General features: G+C 40.0%; 17 protein-coding genes and 1 other RNA gene. 7 read left to right on the top strand and 11 right to left on the bottom strand.

Translation table 11 applies throughout. From position 1 onward, the window contains the following. Nucleotides 1-111: 111 nt before the first annotated feature. Nucleotides 112-1,488, bottom strand: coding sequence for a sigma-54-dependent transcriptional regulator (locus ACYVJ6_RS09580; RefSeq protein WP_460693836.1), 1,377 nt, complete (start codon nt 1,486-1,488; stop codon nt 112-114). Nucleotides 1,489-1,685: 197 nt separating this feature from the next. On the opposite strand from ACYVJ6_RS09580, the gene ACYVJ6_RS09575 reads away from it, so the two are divergent. From ACYVJ6_RS09575 to ACYVJ6_RS09550, 6 genes are all read left to right on the top strand, one after another. Then, nucleotides 1,686-3,851, top strand: coding sequence for a TonB-dependent receptor (locus ACYVJ6_RS09575; protein WP_460693835.1), 2,166 nt, complete (start codon nt 1,686-1,688; stop codon nt 3,849-3,851). A 9-nt stretch (nt 3,852-3,860) separates the two neighbouring features. Next, on the top strand, nt 3,861-4,241 hold the full coding sequence (locus ACYVJ6_RS09570; protein ID WP_460693834.1) for a hypothetical protein: 381 nt from the start codon (nt 3,861-3,863) through the stop codon (nt 4,239-4,241). 249 nt (nt 4,242-4,490) lie between these two features. Beyond that, entirely contained in the window at nt 4,491-4,868 is a 378-nt protein-coding gene (locus ACYVJ6_RS09565; protein ID WP_460693833.1) for a BlaI/MecI/CopY family transcriptional regulator, read from the top strand. Further along, nucleotides 4,869-7,025 carry a M56 family metallopeptidase gene (locus ACYVJ6_RS09560; RefSeq protein WP_460693832.1) on the top strand — a complete coding sequence of 719 codons (2,157 nt, stop codon included), beginning with the start codon at nt 4,869-4,871 and terminating at the stop codon, nt 7,023-7,025. Between the two features lie 42 nt (nt 7,026-7,067). Further along, nucleotides 7,068-9,851 carry an outer membrane beta-barrel protein gene (locus ACYVJ6_RS09555; RefSeq protein WP_460693831.1) on the top strand — a complete coding sequence of 928 codons (2,784 nt, stop codon included), beginning with the start codon at nt 7,068-7,070 and terminating at the stop codon, nt 9,849-9,851. After that, nucleotides 9,844-10,626, top strand: a complete 783-nt coding sequence (locus ACYVJ6_RS09550) for a GLPGLI family protein (protein WP_460693830.1) — start codon at nt 9,844-9,846, stop codon at nt 10,624-10,626. Before ACYVJ6_RS09555 ends, ACYVJ6_RS09550 begins: the two co-directional genes overlap by 8 nt. Before the next feature lie 268 nt (nt 10,627-10,894). On the opposite strand, the gene ACYVJ6_RS09545 is transcribed toward ACYVJ6_RS09550, so the two are convergent. The 9 genes from ACYVJ6_RS09545 to ACYVJ6_RS09505 form a co-directional block, all read right to left on the bottom strand. Further along, nucleotides 10,895-11,116: a hypothetical protein gene (locus tag ACYVJ6_RS09545; RefSeq protein WP_460693829.1), complete on the bottom strand. Its 222-nt coding sequence runs from the start codon at nt 11,114-11,116 to the stop codon at nt 10,895-10,897. 229 nt (nt 11,117-11,345) lie between these two features. Further along, on the bottom strand, nt 11,346-14,135 hold the full coding sequence (locus ACYVJ6_RS09540; RefSeq protein ID WP_460693828.1) for a TonB-dependent receptor: 2,790 nt from the start codon (nt 14,133-14,135) through the stop codon (nt 11,346-11,348). Nucleotides 14,136-14,299: 164 nt separating this feature from the next. Beyond that, the gene (locus ACYVJ6_RS09535) at nt 14,300-15,256 is read right to left on the bottom strand and encodes a FecR family protein (RefSeq protein ID WP_460693827.1); all 957 of its coding nucleotides are present in this window, start codon (nt 15,254-15,256) and stop codon (nt 14,300-14,302) included. Nucleotides 15,257-15,330: 74 nt separating this feature from the next. Further along, nucleotides 15,331-15,900, bottom strand: coding sequence for an RNA polymerase sigma factor (locus tag ACYVJ6_RS09530; RefSeq protein WP_460693826.1), 570 nt, complete (start codon nt 15,898-15,900; stop codon nt 15,331-15,333). Between the two features lie 502 nt (nt 15,901-16,402). Beyond that, an RNA gene (gene rnpB, locus ACYVJ6_RS09525) (RNase P RNA component class A) lies at nt 16,403-16,786 on the bottom strand. A gap of 113 nt (nt 16,787-16,899) precedes the next feature. Then, the gene (locus ACYVJ6_RS09520) at nt 16,900-17,313 is read right to left on the bottom strand and encodes a c-type cytochrome (protein WP_460693825.1); all 414 of its coding nucleotides are present in this window, start codon (nt 17,311-17,313) and stop codon (nt 16,900-16,902) included. Between the two features lie 4 nt (nt 17,314-17,317). Beyond that, on the bottom strand, nt 17,318-17,962 hold the full coding sequence (locus tag ACYVJ6_RS09515) for an SCO family protein (RefSeq protein ID WP_460693824.1): 645 nt from the start codon (nt 17,960-17,962) through the stop codon (nt 17,318-17,320). A gap of 2 nt (nt 17,963-17,964) precedes the next feature. After that, nucleotides 17,965-18,372 (bottom strand): lipoprotein, encoded by a 408-nt coding sequence (locus ACYVJ6_RS09510; RefSeq protein ID WP_460693823.1) that lies wholly within the window; start codon nt 18,370-18,372, stop codon nt 17,965-17,967. Nucleotides 18,373-18,402: 30 nt separating this feature from the next. Next, nucleotides 18,403-18,861 carry a DinB family protein gene (locus tag ACYVJ6_RS09505; protein WP_460693822.1) on the bottom strand — a complete coding sequence of 153 codons (459 nt, stop codon included), beginning with the start codon at nt 18,859-18,861 and terminating at the stop codon, nt 18,403-18,405. 289 nt (nt 18,862-19,150) lie between these two features. Between ACYVJ6_RS09505 and ACYVJ6_RS09500 the strand changes: the two genes are divergently transcribed. Beyond that, the gene (locus ACYVJ6_RS09500) at nt 19,151-20,500 is read left to right on the top strand and encodes a GH1 family beta-glucosidase (protein ID WP_460693821.1); all 1,350 of its coding nucleotides are present in this window, start codon (nt 19,151-19,153) and stop codon (nt 20,498-20,500) included. A 9-nt stretch (nt 20,501-20,509) separates the two neighbouring features. Here ACYVJ6_RS09500 and ACYVJ6_RS09495 read toward each other — a convergent pair whose 3' ends face one another. Continuing rightward, nucleotides 20,510-22,123 (bottom strand): hypothetical protein, encoded by a 1,614-nt coding sequence (locus ACYVJ6_RS09495; RefSeq protein ID WP_460693820.1) that lies wholly within the window; start codon nt 22,121-22,123, stop codon nt 20,510-20,512. Between the last annotated feature and the right edge of the window lie 35 nt (nt 22,124-22,158).

Below are 22,158 nucleotides of genomic sequence, written 5' to 3'. Positions count from 1 at the left end.
AGGTAAAGATAACACTTGTTTGTCATTTCGACGAAGGAGAAATCTATACACACGCAAATCCGAACATGTGTATAGATCTCTCACTACGTTCGAGATGACAATAGGAGGAAATTACTCCCCTCTCTTCAACCCGTACTTCTCTATCTTGCTGTACAAATGACTACGTTGTATATCAATATCGTCCGCGGTTTTTGATACGTTCCAGTTGTTTTTTTCCAGTTTGAATTTGATGTACTCGCGCTCGGCAAAATCTTTATAATCCTGGAAGTTTTTAAACTGGTTAAAATCCGTCTGCGGCGCCGCGTTTCCGGCAGCGGCGGTAGCAGGTGCAGATGGATTGGCAAATGCTTTCACATCTGCATCGGTAATGGTTTTATCGCTTAAAATAATTAAACGCTCCACCATGTTACGCAGCTCGCGGATGTTACCCGTCCACGGCAAGGCTTTAAGGGCCTCTAAAGCCGATTCTGATATTTTTTTAACCGGCATACCGTAATCGGTACAAATCTCCTCTAAAAAGCTTTGGGTAAGCAAGGCAATATCATCCTTACGCTCCGTCAGCGGTGGTACGTGTATCAGTATCACGCTTAGGCGGTGGTAAAGGTCCATACGGAAATTACCGGCCTCAATCTCTTTCAGCAGATCTTTATTGGTTGCCGCTACTACGCGCACATCTACCTCAATTTCCTTTTCGCCGCCAACACGGGTTATTTTATTTTCCTGCAGGGCACGTAATACTTTAGCCTGGGCAGATAGGCTCATGTCGCCGATCTCGTCCATAAACAAAGTACCGCCAGATGCCGACTCAAACTTGCCTATGCGCTGTTTGATAGCCGAAGTAAACGACCCCTTTTCGTGGCCAAATAACTCGCTCTCGATCAACTCCGACGGGATAGCCGCGCAGTTAACCTCAATTAGCGGGGCATTGGCGCGGTTTGATTTTTCGTGCAGCCATCTCGCCACCAACTCTTTACCGCTACCGTTGGCACCGGTTATCAGCACGCGTGCATCAGTAGGGGCCACGCGGTCAATAGTTTCTTGTATTTTATTAATAGCCTGCGACTCGCCCAATATAGGCCTAACCTTTGATACCTTGCGTTTTAACGTTTTGGTCTCCACCACCAAACTACCACGGTCAAGCGCGTTACGTACGGTGATCAGCAGGCGGTTCAGATCAGGTGGTTTGGATATAAAGTCAAAAGCACCTTTTTTACTGGCCTCCACAGCGGTCTCTACCGTGCCGTGGCCGGATATCATGATGAATGGCAGATCAGGTTTAATTTGCAGTGCTTCGGTTAGTACTTCCATACCATCCATGCGGTTCATTTTAATGTCGCATAGTACCAGGTCGTACTCGTTTTTGCTTATCATTTCCAGGCCGTCAATGCCGTTGTCTACATCTTCAACATCATAATCTTCATACTCCAAAATCTCGCGCAGGGTATTGCGTATGGCACGCTCGTCATCAATAATTAAAATTTTAGCCATTTTAAATTGTATAGGGTTAGTAAATGCTAATATATGATTTGTATTGAAAACTAAACACTTTTTTGGGGATGTTGTTTGGATGGAATTTTATTATTTTTTCAAAGGGTAAAAATCCCGCCATCACCCGTTCTTTAAAAAAATGCCAACCCCTGAGCTTTGTAAATAAATTTGTAGTAATATTGTTAAACCTTTTTAAGATGAAACGTATTTTCCTGTTGCTGCTACTTTTTTCTAATGTAGCGTTTGCCCAGCATGCTGTTAGTTTTTTAGTGCGCGATAGTTTAACAAAAACCGCGCTTAACCATGCCACCGTCACTTTAAAAAGTGCCAACCTGGCTAAAATAACAGATAGCCTGGGGAGAATAACATTTACCGACCTGCCATCCGGTAACCAAACCTTTTCCATAAGTATGGTGGGGTATGAGGCCCGTCAATTACAATTAACCTTACCGCTTACAAATCCCGGCGATCAGGTTATTTTGCTTGAGCCGGCCAGCGAGGAAATGGAAGAGATCGTTATTTCATCTACCCGGACAGATTCGCGCATAGAAGATCTGCCGATGAAGGTTGAAGTATTGGGTTTAGAGGAGATGGAAGAGGAAAATATGATCAAACCCGGTAATGTAATGAGTATACTGGGCGATCTTTCTGTTATTCATATTCAGCAAACATCAGCCACAACGGGTAATACCACTATCCGTATGCAGGGTTTGGATGGGCGCTATACCCAATTATTGCGCGATGGTTTGCCGCTTTATGATGGCTTCTCGGGTAACTTTGGTGTACTATCCATACCACCGCTTGATCTAAAGCAGGTAGAAATAATTAAGGGGTCATCGTCAACCTTATATGGCGGTGGTGCTATTGCGGGCCTTATTAATTTCATTTCGCGTACGCCTACTAAGGAAAGGAACCTTTCTTTTACCCTGAACCGCTCTGACCTGAAAGAGAGTAACGTTAATAGCTATTACGCCCAGCGCTTTGGAAAATTTGGCATCACCTTTACCGCCCAGCAAACCTGGCAAAGCGCGGTGGATGTGAATAAGGACGGATTTTCTGACGTGCCTAAAATTAACAGCCTGATACTGCACCCACGTTTGTTTTATTATATCAATGACCGGTCGCAGTTAGATGCCGGTTATTCTTTTACTTACGACAACAGAACGGGAGGGGATATGCAGGTTATCAATGGGCAACCCGATGCTATGCATAGTTACGTTGAAAAAAACAGATCAACCCGTAATACTTTTGATTTTCATTACCGTAATGACCTGAACAGCACCCAACGCCTAACCGCGAAGGGTAGCTTTAGTACTTACAATTTGACAAATTTTGACAATGGATTTAACTTTAAGGGTAACCAATATTCTGACTACCTGGAGGTAAATGATCTGTTTAAGTTAACCGGGCACGATCTGATAATTGGCGGTAATTATATAGGCGCATATTTTAAAAAGAGACAATCAGATGTAACACCGTTAAACGATTTTACTTACCATACGGTAGGCGCTTTTATACAGGATGGGTGGCATGTGGACGATAAATTTTTGATCGAGACCGGGTTACGTGCCGATCATCATAATGTTTTTGGCTGGTTTGTATTACCGCGCATAGCGTTTTTATATAAACCGGTGTATGCCCTGTCGCTAAGGTTAAGCAGCGGGCTTGGCTACAAAGCCCCCAATATTTTTATCCCCGAAAACCTGGCCGCCGGTTTTGGGGTTTTAAACCCGCTTACCGGCCATGAAAAAAGCGAACGTTCTATAGGGGTTAACTTTGATGCCGGTTACCATATCATTTTAAGCGACGAGGCTACGCTGGATATTGACCAGGCCCTTTATTATACCCAAATTACTGATCCGCTGGTACCGGTTATGAACGGTAACGGCACCATATCTTTAAATAACGCAGCCTATCAAATCAAATCCATAGGTACAGATACCTATTTGCGTTTAAAGGTTAATAGCCTGGAGTTTTATTTAGGTTATAACCACACCATAGCCAAACAAACGCTAAATAATGCGGTGGTTTACCTGCCGTTTAGTCCGCAAAATAAGGCTTCGTTAACGCTGGCTTATGAGGTTGAGGGCGAATGGCGATTTGGGGTGGAGGGTAGCCTGGAAACCAACCAATACATTGCCCAAAATGTGCGGGTACGCAACTTCCCGTTTTTTGCCGGTATGGTAGAGCGTAAGTTTGGCGAACACCTGAGCTTTGTATTGAACTGCGAAAATATTAATGATTTCAGGCAATCGCGGTACGAAAGCCTGTACACCGGCAGTATCACCAACCCTACATTTAAACAATTATGGGCACCTATTGATGGCCGGGTGGTTAATTTGGCTATGCGGGTAAAACTTTAATTAACATATATGCTGGATGTAATAAAAAAATTAAAATTCAGAGGTGACGGAATTATTATTGATGCCCCGGCGGCATTAGCGACCGAATTTATCAAACATGGGTTTAAAACAAGTTTTGCGCCTGAAACCCAAAGTGCCAACACCTTGATATTTGTAAATAACAAAGAAGAGTTTTTAAATTTTTTGAATACCCGGCTAACTCAAATAGAATTTGATAGTGTTTTGTGGTTTGCTTACCCCAAAGGAACCTCAAAAATAAAAACCGATATAAACCGCGATATGCTATGGAAGTTGGGCGAAGAATTTGGCATTACATCAGTTGCTGCCATATCTATTAACGAAACCTGGAGCGCCTTACGTTTTAGGCCGATAGATAGGGTAGGGAAGTAGCTGGTTGGGTCGAAGTAAAAACTTCGGCCATTAGTAAGTGTTTTTTGGGCGTTCCCCTGCGGGTCAGGCTTTCCATTCATACGCCTGCAGGCCTTAGGCTCAGGGCCGGTATCCATTGCAATCCTTAACGCGAGCATCCGTGCATATATGGTATGGTGATAACACCGACCAAAGGTTAAATAAAAAAATAAATTTGGAAGTACGACAAAAATCGTATAATATTGTACGACAAAAATCGTAGTTTAGATTATGGAGCAACAAAAACCAACCGATGCCGAAATGGAAGTATTATTAATACTGTGGCAATTGGGGCAATGCACAGTTAGACAGGTGCATGATGAGTTAGCAAAAAGCAAAGACGCGGGGTATACAACCACTTTGAAAATAATGCAAAACATGTTTGAAAAAGAGTTGATAGAACGTGATGATAGCGCGCGCAGTCATTTGTATAAAGCGGTTTTTACACAGGAGCAGGCGCAGCACACTGCGTTGGATAAAATTATTAATACCGTTTTTAAGGGTTCAACTACCGATCTGATAGTACAAGCGCTTGGACAACATCGGGCTTCGAAGGACGAGATCGATTTCTTAAAAAATTATCTGGAACAATTTAAATCTGAAAAATAGATGATGCAGTTGTTAATTGATAATATGGGACAGGTTTTGGGTATAACGCTTATTCATTCGTTATGGCAGGGGCTGATAATTTATGTGGCATTGCAAATGCTTTTATTATGGTTCCCTGATTTTTCTTCTGACAAAAAATACGCTGTTTCATTATTCGCGCTTTTCAGTATAGCGGCAATTTTTGTTTATACCTTTGTTTCACAGGTGCAGCTATATGATTGGGAACCTTCCGTTTCTAGAGATTACATACCTGTTTCTGCGCCAACAGATATAAAACATCAGGTAGGTTATACTCCCAACGCTAACTTAGTTGAGTTTAACCTGGCCCCCTCAAACATCTCGTTTACCAGCATATTCAAAGCATCGTTACCTTACATCACCTCGTTATATCTTATCGGCCTGGTCATCAATTTGAGTATGCTAGGGATAGCATGGAATAAGATCCAAATTATTAAAAAAAGCCTTTGGGACGCGCAATACCTGCAGGCTAAGGTTAATACCTTTTCAATGCAGTTTAAAATAAACCAAAAGGTGCGTGTCAGCTTTAGCCGCTTAATAGATGTGCCATGTATTGTAGGCTATTTAAAACCCATCATATTATTACCTGTAACCTTAACTACGCTTTTATCTACCGAAGAGGTGGAAGCCATATTGCTGCACGAGCTTTCGCACATAAAAAACAATGACTATGTGCTGAACCTGGTACAACAGATGGTAAGTGTTTTATTGTTTTTCAATCCTTTTGCACAGCTTATAAGTAGGGAAGTAACAGCAGAGCGGGAAAACCGTTGCGACGATTGGGTAGTAGCGCAAACCGGGAAGCCGCTCATTTATGCCAGCGCGCTGGTTAAGTTAGAGGAAACCCGGCATGATGAGGTTAGACTAGCATTGGCTGCAAGCGGTAAAAAACATTTTTTAAGAAGCAGAATAGAACGTATTTTAAATACTCACCAATCTGCCCGAAACACCAGGCATTGGTTACTGCTGGTGCTTTTTATTTGCGTGGTTTTTTGGTTTTCTTTTAAAACAACTTCTAAAACAGCATTTAACCTGTCGGGCAAAATATCGGGGGGGATAGATAGTGTTAGCCTGTCTTACATTAATGAACAAGGGCAGCCGATTACAGAAAACCGCACTGTTAAAAATGGATCATTTGACTTTAATGGACATATAAACGGGTCACGGCTGGTGTTTCTTACTGCTTTCAAAGGAAAAAACAAGCCTGTTAATACGAGTTTTTTCATTGATCCGGGCACAGTAAGTGCAACCGGCAGCTATACAAGTCTGGAACACATAACCATAAATGGTTCGTCCGCCCAGCATGATTATCAAAACTTTAAAACACAATCAGCTTCTTTAAATCAGGGTGCAGCTGTTCTTATTGCACAATGGAAACAGCTTAAAACAGAAGAGCGAAAAACCATAGCGCAGCACAAAAGTGAAAAGGAAATTGATTTGATTGAGCAAAAAATGGAAGAAAATACTGATCAACTTATACCTTATCGCAATAAAATTGAAGACTATGCACGAGAATATATCACCACACACCCCCAGTCCTACGTAAGTGCCTTGCAACTTGTAGTTTATGCAAAAGGATGGCCAATTAATACCGTAAAAGGCTTATTTAACAATTTCGATCCTGAGATAAAAAACAGTTCTTACGGCAAAAGTATTACCCGCATAATATTTGAAATGGAGGGCAATCCGCCGGGAACAATGGCTCCAGATTTTACAGCAAAGGAGCATAACGGAAAGCAGATACGTTTAAGTGATTTAAAAGGAAAGGTTGTAATGCTTAATTTTTGGACAAGTGCTCAGCCTGGACTGGCTAATACGCCTTACCTTATCAATGTTTATAAAAAATATCAGCATAAAGGGTTTGATATAATCAGTGTGGCAGATGATGATAAAGACACCGATTCATGGAGAAGATACATCAGAAAAACCGGAGTTGACCGCTTATGGCACCAGCTTTTAAGAGGGGTGAAGTATAATGAGGATAATATAGATATGACCAACGCCATCGACAGAAAATTTAATGTCAGCGTTTTACCAACCCGGATATTGATTGGAACTAATGGCGAAATTATAGGGCGTTACGTAGGGACCGAAGGGATTGCTGAATTAGATAAAAAATTAACCGCGCTATTTGATTAGAGGGCTTAGCGCCAATTACCACACACATATAACAATTAAATCATGATGAAAAATGTTATGATAACACTGGCGTTTTGCCTTTGTGTAGCTACGCTTTTTGCCCAAAAAAACTGGTCGGTTAAAGGCATAGTTGTAGATAAAACAGAAAAGAACGCACTGCCAAATGTAACAGTAACCATAATAAGTGCGCGCGATTCCATGCTGCAGGCTTTTGGTTACACGCTTGCGGACGGGTCATTTTCTGTCAATAAATTAGATACAGGTAGCTACTTGTTGCTGGTTAGCTTTCATAGCTATGCTGACTATGTAACACCTTTTACTTTAAACAAACAGTCGCCCGATTATGATTTTGGCAGCGTAGGCATTACTCTTAAAGCTACGCTTTTAAAGGAGGTTATTATAAATGGCGGCGTAAAAGCCATTAAGATGAAGGGGGACACTACAGAATTTAACGCGAAGGCTTATGTTATACAACCCAACGACAAAGTAGAGGATTTGCTGCGTCAGTTGCCTGGCATACAGGTAGACAACAATGGCCGTATTACGGCACAAGGTCAAACTATTAGCAAAATACTGGTTGATGGCGAGGAGTTTTTTAGCGACGACCCTTTATTAGTGACAAGAAATATCAGGGCGGACATGGTTTCGAAAGTGCAGCTGTTTGATAAAAAAAGCGATCAGGCCACCTTTACCGGTATTGATGACGGAAAGAAAACCAAAACCATCAATATTGTATTAAAAGAAGATAAACGGAAGGGTACTTTTGGAAAGGTGGAGGCTGGTCAAGGGACCAATAACTATTACCAGCTTCAGGCCATTGCCAACCGTTTTAATAAGGATGAAAAGTTTTCGGCCTATGGCACAATAGCCAATACCGGCAAACTGGGTCTGGGTTTTCTGGATAATAACAGGTTAGGCTCGGGTAACCTGGAAATACCTGATGACGGTGTTGTCCCTTTGCCAACCAACGGAGATCTGGATGCATCAACCGGCGTTTACGATGGTCGCGGGAATCCCTTAGCGCGAAGCGCAGGCGCTCATTATGATAACAAATGGGCCGGCAAAAAACAGTCCATCAATACCAACTATAAAATAGGATCGCTGGATGTAAGCGGGATAAATACCACCGATGTTCAACAAAGTCTGCCATCAAACAGCATTAATACTAACTCCACTCAAACATTTAAAAACTACGTTTCAAGGCAAAAGGCAGATGTTACTTACCAGTTGGCTATTGATACTTCGGCAAACATTAAGTTTTATGTAGATGGAACAACCAAATCTATACGCAATACCGGCGATTTTTACACAGTGAACAAGGACGAGAATAATATATTGTTAAATAACGAAGCCAGGAGTAATAGTAGTAATGGCACGCAAGAGATTTTTAACGCTAATATGTTCCTAACAAAAAAAATCAGCAAACCGCGTCGCACGCTTTCGTGGAACTTTGTTTTCTCGCATAACAAGGCCAGCACTAATGAGCAATTAAATTCTGCGATCAACTTTTATGATAATGCGGGTTTGGTTAGCAGCTCGCAAATTACAGATCAGCATAAGGACGTTGAAATAAAAAATGAGATATTGAGTAGCAATATTGCCTACACAGAACCGCTGAGCAAGCGTTTTTCATTGATGCTTAATTATGCGTTGGGTATAAATAATAATGATTCGCGCAGGGAAACATTTAACCCATCGGGTGCGGGGCGATATGATATTTTGGATCCCCTTTTTAGCAACCACTATAAATTTAACCAGTTATACAACCAAGCTGGGGCCATTATAAATTTCAAGAGCAATAAAGCGGTGTTGAACTTTGGTACGCGTGTGTCATTAGTTGATTTTAAGCAGACTAATATTTATTCGGGCGATGTTAGCAACAGAGATTTCCTGAACTGGGCACCACAAATTAACTATCAATACACTTTCTCAAAAAACCTTACGCTTGCAGCAAGTTACAATGGCAGAAACACACAACCAACTGTAGATCAAATTCAGCCGGTAACAATAAACAACACACCGCTGGTGGTAACGGTAGGCAACCCGGCTTTAAAGCCCTATTACGCCAATAACTTTAGCGTCACATTTAGGGGTAACCGGCCGTTAAGCAATGCATATTTTTATATAAGCCCCAGTTATTCAATTATATCCAGTCCAATTGTTGACGATGTTACTACTGATCCTCTAGGTAAAACAATTATAACCTACCGCAACCTGAACGGCAGATCGGCCTATAATTATGATCTGTTTGCTACCTATGGAAAATCCATTAAATCAATAGGCCTCTCACTGGAGCTAACCTTAACAACAGCGGGCAATATCTCCTACAGCTATAGTAACAGCTTGTTAAACACCGCGCGAAACCACGACTATTCAGCCGGATTAAACCTTTCTAAATCTAAACAAAACAAATACTCCATTTCCGGTAACTTCTCGTCTAACTATACGGTGAGCAATTTTTCGCTGACACCACAGGTAAACAACAACGCCGCAGGCTTTACCGCATCAGGAAACGGTATTCTTTATCTACCAGGAAAGCTACAATTATCAGCAAACGTAAACTACTGGTACAAAGCCAAAACGGAAATGTTGCCTGAGCAACGTGTTACCCTTTTAAATGCCGCATTAAGCAAGGCCTTTTTAAAAGGCAATAATCTTAAAGTGTCTGTTGCTGGGAATGACCTCTTAAATCAAAATGTGAACATAAACAGAGCAGTATCAGGTAATACCATTACCCAATCCAGCATTTCTGCCATCAGGCGATACTTTATGCTTTCCATATCCTGGGACTTTACAAAATTTGGTACAACAACTACAAATGAATAATATGAAACCACTTTATTGGCTTGGCATTGCCGTAATTCTATTGAATTGTAACACTGCCCTTTCTCAATCCTTACAGTTTAATGGTCCTTTTAGTATTGAGTACGATAGAACTGTAAATACCTATGCGGTAATTAAAAAGCTGCTCGGAAAAGATCCGACGGCTTTGGACGCGGAGAAGTTTGAGGTATACAAAAAAACGCAACAGCAGTTTAAGGTATTGAAAAGTACATTGAGCTATAAAAATGGTAAAAGTATTTTTGTTCCGGCGGCTGCCGATATAAGTGTGCGGCCATTATTTAATGTTCCCTTTGCCGAGCAGCAAAATACAGTTTACACCGATTTTTCAAATAAACGGATTATGTCACAGAAAGACCTTTCAGGCGATTTTCTGCTGTTAACCGATAGTATGAGGAACATTCGATGGAAAATAACCGACGAAACGCGCGATGTGATGGGCTATCAATGCCGCCGTGCTAACGCCCTTGTGCTCGATTCGGTTTATGTAGTTGCGTTTTATACCGATGATATTCATGTACCAGGCGGACCGGAATTATTTTCCGGTTTACCAGGAATGATATTAGAACTTGCCTTACCGCATGATAATGTGATTTGGAAAGCATCTAAAATAACCCTTACAGAGCCTGCAATTAATATAGTACCGCCACAAAAAGGCAGGATGATGAATTACAAACAACTAGAAGAATTCTTTAAAGCGCGTGCTAAAAATAAAGTCGGTGTAGAGCAGGGTTTGTTTATTAAGGACTGGTTGTTATAAATAACCTCACTCCTCACTGGTCGAAGTTTGCACTTCGTCCAAAAAAACATGCAAGCGTACTGTTTCACCCTCTGGTCGGTGTTATCACCACACTAGTGCTTAGTGATTAGCCTATGCAGAGATTATTGATTTATAATTTGTTTTTTAAAGGCATCAATGAACTCACTTTGTTCGGTTGTCCACGCTACGCACGCAATGACGCGCGGAGAGAGGAGTTAACACAATTTTATATTTTTTGACCGGTGAGGTGAATGGTTACCAAACTGTTTTATAATTCGTGTTCCTGAATTTTTTCGAGCAATGATTGCATTACAGTTTTAGGCAGTACGTTATTTTTTACCTGCAAACCTTTCTCGCCGATGATGATCTCGGCCACCGTCTCTTCGTTTTCTAATATGGCGTAATGGCCTACGCTTGGCACTACTTCAAATTCTCTTACTTTGCCGCGGGATCTTACCGGAACAAAAAATCTTTCGTGTATACCTTCCATAATTAATAAGCTTTGGTTGGTTGTATAACAGTTATGGTACTGATTATGTTTGTTTTAGATGGTTAGTTTAATAAAACTCGTGCCTTTGTTGATTACAACATCAATAAGGGCGGCAGGCGTACTTTTACCGGAAAGCATTATAGGCAAAAATAGGTGATACATGCATATAACACAAAAAGCCCTGATAACTTTTCAGGGCTTATGTGTTATTAAATTAATCTTACTTGCTTTATTGCCTTACCCTATTTTGTTCACTGCCCGAACTTCCGGTGTCTCGCTTTTTAGGAGTTTTACCAGATTGGCCAAATGAGTAACTAAAGCCTAAAGATATAGCCCGGTTTGCATTATCGTTATGGTAAGTGGCGGCAACACCAGGAATATTAGTGATCGATCCGGCCGAGAAATTTTGCCTCAATATATCCCGTAAACTTAATTTTATAGCTCCTTTATCATTCAGTATCTTTTTTTGAAACCCTGCATTAACAATACCCCGTGCATTACCCACAAATTGCCCGGTAGTTGATTTTGAGATATGGAAAATAGCAAGGTCGGCACTCCAACCTTTTCCTAAACGAAACTGGTTATTGATGTTGTAATAATAATACGTACGGTTAGTGTTTAAATAAGTGCCATACAAGTTGCTTTTAAACGAATTATTGACCAATTCTGCGTAGATATTAAAGTCCCACCATTTAACAGGGCTAATAGCAAAATAAGCGTTTACACCTTTGTTGATGCTTTGACCAAAATTTACGGTTTGCGCTATAAAAATATTACCGCGCTGAAAATCTGCCTCTGCCTGATATCCGCTTATATGGGTATAAACCAATGATATGGAGAATATACTTTTATAGTTATATGTCAATTGATAATTAGACGAAAATTGTGGTTTTAGCAAAGTATTACCTATAAAATAGCTGTATTTGTCAATAATAGTCACAAAAGGATTCAGGTCCTGATAATAAGGTCTCGTAATTCGCTTTCCATATGAAAGATTTAACTGATGATGGCCTGTTGTATCCAGTTTATACGAAATATAAGTTGTAGGGAATAGGTTTGTGTAGCGCTGTGTGAATGTTGAATCGGGATTTTTTGCATTACCTAATTGGTGCCCATTTACGTTGGTGTTTTCGACACGTAATCCGGCCTGGATAGAAACACGTTTAAATTCTTTATTAAAGTTAAAATAAGCGGCATTAATGTTCTCTTTATATAAAAAACGGTTAGTATTATTTTCGTCTACCGTACTGATATTGTTTATAACATTAAAATAATTGGCAGCATTATCCGTATTTACATAGCTGCTTTTAAAACCGGCTTCAAATTTTGATTTACCTTTTAACGGCTGTGTATAATCAACTTTAGCGGCATATATATTGATGTTTGCCGGCAGGTTAGCATTAATTTGTTCTACAGCATCCAAATTATTATTGCTATTGTATATGCTATTAAAAAAAGATTGATTTTTATTGGCATTATACTTAACATAGTCCAGGTCAGCGGTGATGGTTTTTCCTAAACTATCAAATTTATGACTGTAGTTTAAATTGATACCTGCATTATGAAATTTGCCTGTTGAAGAGTTATTAGCAATAATTGTCGAATCAATTTTGCCGATGTTATTTTTGATGGCGCTATTAACATTAATATTATCCTGTGATGAAGTAAACAAGCCGGAAAGCACAACACCAACAGTGGTTTTAGGGGTCAAGTAATAATCCATGCCTAATTTAAAATTCGGGCTTTTGGTAACGGGATTAAAAACGGCCTGCTCACCATACGTTGATCTTAAATTTCCGGCCGGGTCAAAATAGGTTCGGCCAACAGTTAAGCGGCGATAATCTTTTTGATGATTGTAACTACCGTTAAAGAAAAGGTAAGTTTTGTTTTGGCGGTAATTTAACACCAGGCTTTCATTACTGCGCCAATATTGTCCTTTACCGGCGCTTGCGCTTACCATGCCATTAAAACCGGCATTTTTTAAATGCTTAGTTTTAATATTAATTACGCCGGCGTCGCCTGCAGCATCATATTTTGCAGGCGGATTAGACATTAACTCTATTTGATCAAGTTGAGCAGCGGATAATGACCTTAGATAATTTGCCAGGTTATCGCCAGACAGGTATGTAGGTTTATCATCGATCATTACCATAACGCCGGTTTTTCCTTTAAAAGTGATCTTACCATTACCATCTACCTGTACGCCTGGCGACCGTTCCAGAACTTCTAAAGCGTTAATGCCGGTAGTTGAGATCATAGCACCCACATTAACTACCGTACGATCAATTTTTTGTTCAATAAACGGTATTTTACTGGTCACATTAACTTCTTTTAACCGTATAGAATTTGCACTTAATACTATATCAGGAAGTTGTAGTAATCTCACATCTGCCAATAACACGGCAACAGATAAACTATCCATGCCAATTGAAGAAATAGTGATGAGATAATTCCCTTTTTGAGCTACCGATAGTTTGAAATAGCCGCCTGTGTCGGTTTGCAAAGTTTGATAGGTGTGAACGGTTGTAGCTGCTTTAATACTTACAGTTGCAAATTCAACAGGCTTTTGATTAATATCAATTATCCGCCCACGAACTTCATAAGCAGTTTGATTGGCTTTTTCGATAAAAATACTCTGGCCCGATTGTCTGAAATTTATAAACGTGTTTTTCAACAGTTCATTAAGCGTTTCTTCTACCGTGCGCGTGGCGTAGGGTAAAGTAAGATTACTGAGCGTTTTTATATCGGCCCTGCGATAATAATAAACAAAAGAAGTTTGCTGTTGAAGTTGTTTAAGCGCTGTTTCCAGGCTTTGTTGTTTAATACCAAACGTCACTTGTTCTGTAGCCAAATTTTGACTTTTAACAGGCGTAGCTTGCATAAGCCCAACAATAGTTAATAATAAGACGATTATAACAAAACTTACACGCACCAGCTGTATGATATATTTTTTTACTTGTTCACCAGTTATTAAAGCATACAATGCCCCTGGTTTCCGCATTATTGCAGAAAAATTCATAATTTTAAATGTTTTAATGATTTCCGAATGAGTTAAAACCCCGGTTTTCCGGGATTACCTGTAAGCCGGTTACCGCCGGCTTGCAGGTTATAATGATCTTTCCGCCTTGCGGATGATCATTGTGTTTCTTGCTATCTCTTGTTAGTACATTAATAGTTTATGTATTAGTTATTACAACCCGGGCCATCAATAATAATGCTGCCGTCGGGTTGGGTTTTATAGGTTGCATTATTGTAGTCACATATAGTTTTTAATACCCTATCTAATTTTTCGCCGTTTAATGAAGCCCCGGAAAAACGGCATCCTTTAATACGTTCGTTCGCAAAATCAATACGGACACGAAACCGTTGCTCCAGTTTTTTAGAAGCCTCGGCAAAAGTGACATCGTCAAACTGAAGATCAGTTTTTTGCCAGGCAATAACCTGTGTTGCATCCACAGCTTGTTTAACAATTTGCTTACTGGCAGTATTGAAAATAATTTGTTGATTGGGAGTTAAAATGGCTAACTGCTGGTTGTCATCAGCTACACTTACTTTTCCACGGGTTACAGTAACTTGTACTGTATGGGTATGAATATCTTCTTTGATGTTAAATGCGGTACCTAATACGGTTGTTAACACATTCCCGGTATGAATGATAAATGGCCTGTCAGCATCATGCTTAATGTCAAAATAAGCCTCTCCATTAAGGTAAACCTCGCGGTTTTTGCCATTAAATAGGGCAGGATATCTCAGTTCTGAACCAGCATTTACCCATATCTGACTACCGTCTGGTAAAGTGATTTGTTTTTTTTGATTAACCGGAGCATGAAGAGCCGTTAATTGTATAGGGTGCAACCTGTTTTGTAAAACCGGCCACCCGATATAAACAGAAAAAAAGATAATTAAAATAGCTGCCGCTGCGGTAACGCTTGGCAGCCACTTAATTTTACGCACAGGCACATATAATGGCAGACCACGGCCAATCAATTCCAGGTCTTCATTAAATTCTGATAACGAAAGTTCCTTTATGGAATGAATATTATGTTTTAGATACCAACTTTCCAAAAGTGATCTTTCAGCTTCAGTAGCTTCACCATTATTATATTTATCTAAAATTTCTATTATTTCGCTCTTTTCCATTATACCGAATGTTGCCTTATTAATAACATAGTCGGTTTACAAAGGCCCTGGGCGTAGGGAAAAAAGAAAAATATTTAAAATAGAAGCGAAAAAAGGCTGTCTCCTAATTTAGAGCGCAGTATTTTAAGTGAATTGTTCACTTGTTTTTTTACTGTTTTTTCAGATAGGTTAAGTCGTTCGGCAATTTGCTTGTGGCTAAAATTGTTTACACGGCTTAATTCAAAAACTTCGCGCATTTTGGCAGGCAGGGCGGCAATTTCTTTAGCAATCAATTCGGCTAACTGCTTTTCTCTTATCAAATGGTCAGTTATAAAAACGCCTTCGTTGGCAAATTCTCGTATTGAATCAATATACTTAGCTTTTACCTGTTGCCTGGCAATTAGGTCAAAAACCCGGTAGCGTATGGCTGAGTGTAAATAAGCCATCAGTGTTGTTTGTAGCTCCAAACTCTCTTTTTTATGCCAAAGGCTAACAAATAAGTCGTGCACCATGTCCCTTGATTCTTCACGATTACCTAATTTATTATAGGCATTAATATAAAGTTGAGCATGATAGCGTTTATAAATTTCTGTATAAGCGATTTGATCCCCCTTTTTTAAAAGAGAAATTAATTCATGATCATCTAATTTATTATACACCGACATTTCCTGAACGAAAGTAATATTTAACAAGACATGTTCAAGTATAATTTGTTACACATTAGTAAATCCAATGTTATCATTACATCAGTTATTGATTAGCGTGTGCAGAGATTATTGATGTGTTGTTTGCTTTTTAAGGAATCAATGAACTTCCTTTGGCCGGTTACCGCGCTCGTAATTACGCGTGGTAAAGGAAGATTACCGCAATTTTTTATTTTTATTTATATTGTTGATTATCAATTAATTATGATTTTTTAACATGGTTTACATATTTTTACGTAATTTTTTGTTAAATCATTGATTATAAGATATTTATATGTTATATTAACCCAAAATGTGTTAAGTTGTGTAAACCATGATTTGGATGGAGAGCGTTGTCATGGTGAGCCCGTCGAACCATAGCGGGCAAAGGCCATCGCACGCACCCTTCGACAAGCTCAGGGTGACAGTCCCTTAAAACAAAAAACCCCCTCCGTCCCGATAGCTATCGGGACGGGAGAGGGTATACAGCTGCAAACCTGTAAGCCGGGTTCTGTTCGCCTGTTTAACGGACGCTTCTATCATTAATCTGGTATTACCGTTGCCGGCAATCTTAATCAACCTACCCATCCTAACGATCCACCGATGGTGGATACGGGAGCGAGCAGCTCCGCTTTCAGGACCTATTTGGTCTTTCAACTCCTGAGGTTTACCGCAATTACGGTCGCCCGTAAAAGCCGTGAGCTCTTACCTCACGTTTTCACCCTTACCCCCGAAGGGGCGGTATATTTTCTGTGGCACTTGCTGTCGCCCGCTGCGGGCGCCTTCCCGTTAGGAAGCAGGATGCTCTGTGTTGCCCGGACTTTCCTCCGTCCCGACGTGTCGGGACAGCGATAGAACGTTTTGCGGTGTAAAATTAAACAATAAATGTCATTTCGACCAACGGGAGAAATCTATACACAAGCCGGAGTAGCAGGTGTATAGATTTCTCTCTATGTTCGAAATGACAAAAAGGGAGGGGGACTATTTACACCCCTTTAAATCAGCTTCTACCATTAACGTAGTAGTAACCCCCATTTTATTACCAAACGAGTTGGTGATGTAGGTAATTACCTCGGCCAGTTCAACAGGGGCGAGGTCGTTGGCGGGCATTTGGCCTAAAAAGGCTTTGCCGTTTACTTTGACGGGTTTGTTAAAGCCATATTTAATGATACAGGGTAATTGTTTTTTGTTGGCTTGCAGGTAAACGCTATCCGTAAGCGGGGGTATCAGGGCAGATAATCCCTCGCCGTTATCGCCATGGCAGTTTTGACATTTACTTTGGTAAATAACCTTTCCGGTAGTGTAATAGCGCTTAAACTCCAGTTGGTCCTGGCTTTCGCAGGATATCAATCCTACAACCAATAAGCTCAACGCTATTATTACACCTGCTTTCATTGGGTTATTGTTGATCGAGTTCGGCCTTTAAAATGGTGATATCGGCTATTAGTTTTTCAACCTGTTTAGTGTCGGTACCGTCGTATGTTCCGCGTACGCGTTTTTGTTTATCTACCAAAATAAAATAGCCATCGTGTATAAATTGCTCCTTAGCATCCTCTTGTGGCATGGTTACCAAAAAGCTTTTGGATAGCTGGTAAGTTTGCTCTTTTTGTCCCTGTAAAAAAAACCAGTTATCGCCTGTAATGCCCAGCTTGTCGGCATAGTTTTTTAATACATCAACACTATCATGTTTTGGGTCAATGGTGAAAGATATGATCTTCACGTCCTCCATGTTTTTAAACTCGTTATACACCGTTAGCATATTGCGGTGCATAATAGGGCAAATGGATGGGCAGGAGGTAAAGAAAAAGTCGGCCACGTAAATATTGCCGTCCAGGCTTTTATTGGTTACGCTGTCGCCATATTGGTTAACAAAATTAAAATCAGGGATGGTATGGTAAATTGTATCGGTAACATCTGTTCCGCTTACGGTTTTAACTACTGTTTCACGCTCGCCGTATATAGGCAGGCTTTTAGAAGCATCGCCATCAAATTTACACGCACTATATAAAATTATAATTGCCGCCGCACCTATCAGTTTCTTCATGATTATTTTTTTAGGGTATTCAGGTATTCATTCGACTTATCAATAGCCGCGTTCATTAACGAATCAATGGTTATGATCTGTTTTTTTTGCTCAGTTAAATAAGCCACTTTTTCTTCGTGCGATTTACTGCCCTGGTCCGGATCAAATTTTTGCATCCAGTTTTCCATCGCTTCTTCAGATACCGTTAATTCGGCCTTTAAGCGGGTTAGTTCTGCTTTTTGGGTAGTATCGGTAGTGGTGCTTATCAGGGTGTCGATCTTCATTTTGTTATCCATCAAACGATTATCATTGCCCATTACTTTATCATGCACTTCAATTACTTCGTCTTGCAGGGCTTTTTCCTGTTCCTTGCCATCATTACAGGCGCTTAACGCCAATACAGCAAATGCGGCTATTAATAGTTTTTTCATGGTTGTATAGTTTATGGCTTCAAAATTACATTAATGTTGATTGCGGATGTAGAAAATATAATCAGTAATAGGTAAACTTTTATCAGCCTCTTTTAACAATTGTCCAATTTGTGCCCGATGGTGCGTGCCGTGGTTGGTTACCTGGGTTAACATATCTTCCAGTTTATTACTAAACTCGTCCCCTTTAAAATCACGGTAAGTTATTTTGGTTGCAAAATCGCTTTCGTTTAACGCGCTTAAAAAAGCTATCCATTGGTTATGGTTATCATCGATGATCTGCTTAAACATATCCGCATCTGTATCGGGCCATATTGGTCCGGTGAGTACATTTTCGCGCTTACAGCGTAATAACCACACTTGTTGTGCACCCAGTAAGTGCGCCATCAGTTTCCTGGTTTCTTCGGGTTTACCGGCTGCTAACAGGGCATCAACAATAATATGGTTAACGTAATGGTCGTATTTAAAAAGTTTGATAAAGTAATCTTTCATGATGTTGTAAAAATAGGGAAGAATTAGGGTTTTGAGATGTAAATTTCTTCCAAAACACTTCACAATAACATAACATTAACCTCATCATAACTACACACCCGCGCACTAACTTAGTATCAACATAAAAGATAAGGTTATGAAAGCTATATTAAATATATTCAACAGTATGTTTGAGTGGATGATCTTAAAAAACATGAGGTCTTCATTTATTCATTAAGCCGTTTTTTAATAAACGTTTCTTTTATATAATTATACTATACTTTTGGGCTTCGCGTTTAGCTCAAGCTTAATGGACTCTAATACACCTAACATACTTCTAAATAAACAACACTTTGGCGATGATTTTGCCTGGGGTGTTTCTACGGCAGCGCTTCAAATTGAGGGCGCGCACGATGCTGATGGCAAAGGCGAATCTATCTGGGATGTTTTTTCGGCCCGAAAAGGGAAGATATTTGGCGGGCATCACCATTATACCGCTTGTGATTTTTATAACTGCTATCAGCGGGATATCGACTTAATAAAACAACTTAATATACCCAATTTCAGGTTCTCTATAGCTTGGTCGCGGTTGCTGCCTAATGGTGTGGGCGAGGTGAACCAGGCGGGAATTGACCATTACAACAAAGTAATTGATTATTGTTTAGCGCAAGGTGTTGAGCCCTGGATAACGCTTTATCACTGGGACCTGCCACAGGCGCTTGAAGCACAGGGCGGCTGGACAAACCGTGCTGTTGTTGATTGGTTTACCGAATACGTTACACTATGTGCCCAAAGCTTCGGCCATAAAGTTAAGCATTGGATGGTGATGAACGAGCCTACGGTATTTACCGGGGCGGGCTATTTTTTCGGTATACATGCGCCGGGAAAAACAGGATTAAAAAATTTTTTACCCGCCGTACACCATGCTACTTTATGTATGGCCGCAGGGGGTAAGGTTTTGCGAGAGTTACTGCCCGATGTGCAAATTGGTACTACCTTCTCATGTTCGCACATCGAGCCTTACTCCAATAAAGCAAGAGATGTAAACGCCGCCAAAAGGGTAGATGCATTGCTTAACCGATTATTTATTGAGCCGGTATTGGGTTTAGGTTATCCCGAGTTATCGGTTTTAAAGGGGATGGAAAAATATATTTTGCCCGGCGATAGGGAAAATTTACAGTTTGACTTTGACTTCATCGGCATACAAAACTATACCCGCGAGATTGTAGCCTACTCTTTATTTACCCCCTATATACACGCCAAACTGGTAAAGGCCGAGAAGCGTAAAGTACCCACTACCGCTATGGGGTGGGAGGTTTATCCGGAATCTATCTACCATATTTTAAAGCAGTTTAACGCTTACCCGCAGATCAAGAAGATATACCTGACCGAAAGCGGCTCTGCTTTCCCGGATGAGTTAATGGATGGCGAAGTTAATGACCCCGAAAGGGTGGCATACCTGCAGCAATACCTGCAGCAGGTATTACGCGCCAAAAATGAGGGCTGCGAAGTGAGTGGCTATTTTATTTGGACGTTGACCGATAACTTTGAATGGGCCGAAGGGTATAATCCCCGCTTTGGCCTTATCCATGTTGATTTTGAAACCCAGCAGCGTGTAGTTAAAGCTTCGGGCAGGTGGTATGCTGATTTTTTGAGGTAAATTCTTGGATTAATAATCCAAATCTTCTCCATTTAAAACACGAAAAATGTTTTTCTTAGTATTATCGTCAGGTTCAACTTTGCTTAATTCTTCCAATTTTAGGGATAGGTTTTGTGACCAATTTTGTTTGCCCCATTTATGTAATGTTTTAATAGCCATGTTTCTATTTCTGGTGACAGGGCTATCTAATGCAGCGAGTACTATTGGTTCGCCTTTAGCAGGATAATTTTCAAGTAAAGTTATAACATTATCAAAGGATTGATATTTTGAATAGTTTAAACCTAACCCTAATAGATTGCTTGGTCCAGTTGCAATTTCATTTAACGGAAATGTATTAATAGCTAATTGAATAACTTCTTCTATGTTTTCGGGTTTAGCTTCATGAGTGACATCATACCATAGAGAGATCTCATGAGGATTGTCTTTCAATTTATGCCATACGATTTCCCAAATGTCAATATCAAGTATCTTTGCAGCCATTTTTGCGTTCCAATAAGTGATATTATCGTTGCTGTTTAAGGCTTCCATTGCCATTGATAACCAATCTTTACTATTTAAGATATCTACTATATCAATTAAGCAATTTGAAATTATATCTTGCGTCCAGCCGTTTTTTGATTGTTCATCTAAGTCATTTTGAAGTTCTATTAAAAAATCTTTTAAATGGTTAAGCACCACAAAATGAAAAATGTCATTAGCCTTTGTTTTGGCGTGCCTTACAAAATTCTCTACCACAACGGATGCATATTGATAATCCGAAAAGTCCTCAGCTGGCCCTCCGGCTATTAAAGCCCCTATAATGTCGGCTGATGCTTTAAAAATTTTGTTATCTACGTTTTCTTGTTTTAGGGTGTTATGTAGTTCTCCATTTACTGCACAGGTGTAAGCCAATTCCTCGTACATGATACTGTTTTTGTACCCCTCTGTAATCAACCAAGTTTTAATCTCATCTGGTAACTCCATTTTTGCTAAACGATCTACTACCTGAATCTTTCCCCAGCCGTCTACTTTTTTGGCTATTTCCCAAAGGTCATTAACTACATTATCAGTCATGTTTGAGATAGCCACGATTGCAAACACAGTAAATTCATCGTGCAAAGCAATGGTTTTAATTTGCTGGATTACGTTTGTACCTCTACAAATACCAATCAGTGCCACGCCAACCTTAACACTATTGCGGTGGGCTGTTTTAAACGCCATAGCTTTAGCAAACTCAAAAAGATAAGGATTTACCGCAAGCGATAAATTAGTGGCTCTCTCCAACAGGTCATCAATAATGGTGATTATAGAATCTGTTTCTGTAATGAGTTGATAAAACCTCGCTTCACTTCTTTTATCCCCATATACTGATATGTGCTTTAAAAGCTTAGCTAATTCCTCTATTATCAATTTTGATTCCTCTGAATCCTGTGGTCCAAACATTGAATCAAGTAATCCCGGTGCCCATCTTAGTTCATTTTCGGCGGTTGGTTTCTCATCTGGTAAGTCAATTGCGCTATCAATTAACCTGTATTCTTCCGTTAAGTTATCGGTTATGAATTTATATATAGACGCATCTGTTTTCCACTCTAAAATTTCAGAATTGTCGTTGTTAATAAATAGGTTTTTTATCCAATTTAGCACGGCGATGTTGGTTTAGCTTGTGTTTGAAAGACCAA

The sequence above is a fragment of the Mucilaginibacter puniceus genome (assembly GCF_054783175.1).
This window is presented reverse-complemented; position numbering and strand designations above follow the sequence as displayed.